The organism is Bradyrhizobium genomosp. I (2014), from assembly GCF_000261685.1.
GTDB lineage: Bacteria > Pseudomonadota > Alphaproteobacteria > Rhizobiales > Xanthobacteraceae > Bradyrhizobium.
On record NZ_AJQE01000378.1, the window covers coordinates 1 to 4,504 of the forward strand.

A 4,504-nucleotide genomic window follows, 5' to 3' on the forward strand; every position below is an offset into this window, starting at 1 on the left:
GGATCGTCCTTGCACGGCGCGCAGGCCGTGTAGACGCCGTTCTCGAACACCGTGTAGTTGCCGCTGGAGCGGTCGGCGCGGCTCGCGGCCATGCGGGTCTGGTCGGCCGTGTCCACGCGCAGCGAATCGACGAAACCGTCGCGGTAATCGTCGGAGAGATCCAGGATCTCGGCATAGGTGATCTTGCCGTCGGCATCCGTCATGCGGATGTTGCCTTCGGCATGCAGCCGCTTGGTCTTCTGGTCGTAGATGACCCTGTCGGCCTCGACGCTGGTGCCGTTGTAGAACAGCTGGACGTTGCCGACCGCGGAGACGCGCGAATTGTTGTAGTCGTAGTCGACCTCGGTCGCCTGAACCAGCATCTGGTTGTCGTTGACGACCTTCGGCGGCTTCGGACGCGGCGGCAGCGGATTGTAGGTGAAGCTCTGGGCGCCGGCCGGCGCCACGGCGGCAGCGTCGATCAATCCGCCGAGCGAGGCAGCCGCGACGACAGCAATCAGGAATCTGCGGATCGACCAGCCACGCCCGTTCGCGCGCACCGACGTGCGCCGCGTCAGACGAGACACGAGCCCTCGGTGGACGGCAGTCACTATCCGTCCTCCTGATAGAGCAAGGCCAAAAAGCCGGTGAGGCCGCCCACCACAACGGGCAACCACGCCGCAGCGATCGGATGCATCAACTCAGCCTTGCTCAAATCCTCAGTTACTTTCGACAGAACGTAGAGCAGAAAGCCTGCGCCCACGCCACTCAAAACCATCTTCTGCACGCCGCCCATCCGGAAGAAGCGCAACGACACGGAGGCCGCGAGCATCACCATGGCCGCGAGCAAAAACGGCTGTGCCAGAAGCTTCTGATACTGGAGTCGGTATCCGGCTGTCGCGAAGCCAGAGCTCTCGGAGGAGCGGATGTAGCTCGGTAGTTGCCAAAATGACACAGTTTCGGGTGTGGAAAAGCTGTTGCGGACCTGAGCCTCGGTCAGCGTGGTTGGAATCTCCAGGCTGGCCTGTTCGATCGGTGGTGCATCCAGCGAGAAGCGGCGGACGCCCTTGAACAGCCAACGGCCGGCCTCGAGCGTCGCCTCGCGCGCCTCGACCCGTTCCCTGAAGTGCTGGTCCGAGTCAAACCGGAACAGCGTGAGCCCGGTCAGCCGGATGCCCTGCTGCTCGCTCCGCGCCGCATTGATGATCGTCTGGCCGTCGCTGGTCACCTGGTTGAGCCAGAAGCCGGAGGCGTCCTGGATGCCGCCGCCGGGCGCCGAGCCGAACAGCTCCGCCTCCATGCGCTTGGAGGCCTCGCGCAGATTGGCCGACATCGGATTGTAGGCGACGGTGGCGATCACCCCGATCAGGAGCGCGCTGCCGAGCGCCGGCGAGATGAACTGCCATGCGGAGATGCCGGCGGCGCGCGCCACCACGAGCTCGAGCCGGCGGGAGAGGGCGAGATAGCAGGTCATGGCGCCGATCAGCATGCAGAACGGCGTCAGCTTCTCCAAAAGCTGCGGCACCCGGAACAGCGAGGTCTCGGCCACCATGATCGCGGAGGCGGATGCGAGGCCGGAGGTCTTGCGCACCATCTCGATGTAGTCGACCAGGACCAGCAGCAGGAAGATGCTGGCGAACACGCCGAGCGCCGCCACCACGAAGCGGCCGGCGAAATAGCGCCCGAGTGTGTTGGTGAGCATGCTCATGCGGTGGCCGGGCGTCCGAACAGGCGGGCGATACGAGCGTTCGACCTGTTGATGGCCTCCATCAGGCCAGGGGGCGGCTCGACCACGACGCCGCCGATGATCATCCACAGCCCAAGGCCGATGGCGCCCATGACCATCGCGTATTGGACCAGCACCGCGCCCGGAGATTTCACCGCCATCACTGAGCAGGCGAAGCCGGCCATGCGCAGGCCGAACACCGCGAGGATCGCGGAGCCGATCGAGAAATTGCGGCTCTGGCGGGTGGTGCGAGGCGCCCCCAGGAAGGCGAAGGTCAGTACCGCGAAGGCGAAGGGATAGATCGGCGCCAGGATGCTGTCGTGCAGGGCCGAACGGAACTGGCCGGGAATCTGCTTGTAGACGGGATCGTCCTCGGACGGCGAGAACAGCTCCCAGAGGTAGCGTTCGCGGATGCCGAGGGTGACGTCGCGGCCCTGGCCCGAGAACTTCGACATGTCGAAGCCGTAGCGGCCGAAGGCCACCAGCGCCGGATCGCGCTTGCCCGCCTCGAAGCGCTGGAGATTGCCTGTCTCCAGCACCAGGAACGAGCCGGTGTCGTTCTTCACGACCTCGCCATGCTCGGCCACGATCGAGACGCGCTCGTTCGGATCGCGGCGGTCGTCGATGAAGATGCCGGCGAGGATGCCGCCGGGCAGGCGTTCGCGGATCCGGATCGTGAGGTTCTTGTCGAGCTGGGCGAAGCGGCCGGGCTGGAGGATGTTGGTGAGCACGTCCGCCGTGATCTCGGCGTCCCACTGCTTGATCCGCCGCATGCCGTCGGGAGCAAGATAGGCCGCGATGAAGGCGACCAGCAGCGCCACCACGCAGGTGGCATAGAAGAACGGATGGAACAGCCGAAACGGCGAGAAGCCGGCGGCATTCATCACGATGATCTCGGAATCGGTCGCGAGCTTGTTCAGCGTGTGCGAGATCGCGATCATCAGCGCGATCGGCGAGATGATCAGGACCAGGGCCGGGATGACCAGGCCGGTGATGCCGAGGAAGGTCAGGATGGTCTGGCCCTGGCTCGTCATCAGGTCGATGCCGCGCAACGCCTGCGTAATCCAGATCACGCCGGTGAGGCTGATCAGGACCAGCGCGAACGACGCCAGCGTCGTGCGGAAGATATACCTATCGATCGACCCCATGCGCTACCGCACGAATTCCCACCAAGCCCCATCGCAAGCCGGAGCTCCGGCTGTCCAACCAATCCCGGTCAGGGGATCCCCAAGGTTGGCCAGCAGCTCTTCCGCCAGCTCATTCTCTCACTACCATCCCTTTGATCCGTCAACAAAATGGCTGCCCCGTGGCACCCTCATCATATGGTTAATATTTCCCATTTGTGGCCCGACGGCCACGGCGGTGCTTGGCATCTGCCGGGCGGGTGGCCCATAGTGGCGAAAGTCCTGTGAATCGCCGTTCAGCTCCGGTTTGTGGCTGGAACTTCCGAACGACGAAAAGCCCCATATTTTGGAGGAGTTATCCATGTCCGATGCCATCAAGGTCGGCTTTGTCCCGTTGTCTGCCGCCCCCCGTGGCATCCTGGTCGTATTCTGTGACGACGGCCTGAAGCTCGGCCCGGCGACGGCCAAGGCGCTGGGTGGCGCTGTCGACCTTGTGAAGCGCGCGGCTGCCGCGGCCGCCTTCAAAGGCAAAACCGGGGCCGCGCTGGACATTCTGGCGCCGGAGGGCGTGAAGGCGACCCGGCTGATCGTGATCGGCGCCGGCAAGGCGACCGGCCTGAAGGCGAACGATTTCCTCAAATTCGGCGGGGTGGCGGCGAGCAAGCTGCCCTCCGGCACCACCGCCATGACCGTCATGGCGGAACTGCCCGGCGGCGCCATGACGAGCGAGCAGGCGGTGGCGATCGCCTCGGGCCTTCGCTTACGCGCCTACAAGTTCGACCGCTACAAGACCAAGAAGAAGGAGGGCGAGGAGGCCGGTTCGCGCGCCGACGTCTCGCTTGCGGTCGGCGATGCCGGCGCTGCGAAGAAGGCGTTCGCCTCGGCCGGCCACGTCATCGACGGCGTGATCATCGCGCGCGACCTCGTCAACGAGCCGCCGAACGTGCTTTTCCCCGAGGAATTCGCACGCCGCGCCGGTCAGCTCCGCAAGCTCGGCGTCAAGGTCGAGGTGCTCGACGTCAAGGCGATGCAGAAGCTCGGCATGGGCGCGCTGCTCGGCGTCGGCCAGGGCTCGGTGCGGCCGAGCCGCACCGTGATCATGCGCTGGGACGGGGCCAGGAAGGGCGAGGCACCGGTCGCTTTCGTCGGCAAGGGCGTCTGTTTCGACACCGGCGGCATCTCGATCAAGCCGGCCGGCAGCATGGAGGACATGAAAGGCGACATGGGAGGCGCGGCCTGCGTCGTCGGCCTGATGCATGCGCTCGCTGCACGCAAAGCCAAGGTCAACGTGGTCGGCGCCATCGGCCTCGTCGAGAACATGCCCGACGGCAACGCGCAGCGGCCGGGCGACATCGTCACCTCGATGTCCGGTCAGACCATCGAGATCATCAATACCGACGCGGAGGGCCGCCTCGTGCTGGCCGACGTGCTCTGGTACGTCGCCAAGAAAGTGAAGCCGAAATTCATGGTGGATCTGGCGACGCTGACCGGCGCGATCATGGTGGCGCTCGGCACCGAGCATGCCGGCATGTTCTCCAACAATGACGAGCTCGCCGACCGGCTGCTCGTGGCCGGCGTCGAGAGCGGGGAGAAGGTCTGGCGGATGCCGCTCGGCCCCGAATACGACAAGCTGATCGATTCCCAGTTCGCCGACATGAAGAATACCGGCGGGCGC

Annotated in this window: 4 protein-coding genes; 1 reads left to right on the forward strand and 3 read right to left on the reverse strand. The window is 65.3% G+C overall.

The window, feature by feature from the left end; translation table 11 throughout:
• The 3 genes from IC50_RS33230 to lptF form a co-directional block, all read right to left on the reverse strand.
• The coding region (locus tag IC50_RS33230) for an LptA/OstA family protein (RefSeq protein ID WP_035715375.1) at positions 1 to 590 on the reverse strand (590 nt) is incomplete at its 3' end.
• On the reverse strand, positions 590 to 1,687 hold the full coding sequence (lptG, locus tag IC50_RS33235; RefSeq protein WP_035715376.1) for an LPS export ABC transporter permease LptG: 1,098 nt from the start codon (positions 1,685 to 1,687) through the stop codon (positions 590 to 592). The genes IC50_RS33230 and lptG, both read right to left, overlap by 1 nt.
• On the reverse strand, positions 1,684 to 2,853 hold the full coding sequence (lptF, locus tag IC50_RS33240; RefSeq protein ID WP_035715378.1) for an LPS export ABC transporter permease LptF: 1,170 nt from the start codon (positions 2,851 to 2,853) through the stop codon (positions 1,684 to 1,686). Before lptF ends, lptG begins: the two co-directional genes overlap by 4 nt.
• A 337-nt stretch (positions 2,854 to 3,190) precedes the next feature.
• Here lptF and IC50_RS33245 point away from each other — a divergent pair.
• Positions 3,191 to 4,504, forward strand: a 1,314-nt coding sequence (locus tag IC50_RS33245) for a leucyl aminopeptidase (RefSeq protein WP_035715380.1), incomplete at its 3' end; no start/stop codon positions are given.

Bases quoted from the DNA above. Each gene is read 5' to 3' on its own strand.
- lptG (WP_035715376.1), bottom strand. From the start codon at position 1,687: ATGAGCATGCTCACCAACACACTCGGGCGCTATTTCGCCGGCCGCTTC.
- lptF (WP_035715378.1), bottom strand. From the start codon at position 2,853: ATGGGGTCGATCGATAGGTATATCTTCCGCACGACGCTGGCGTCGTTC.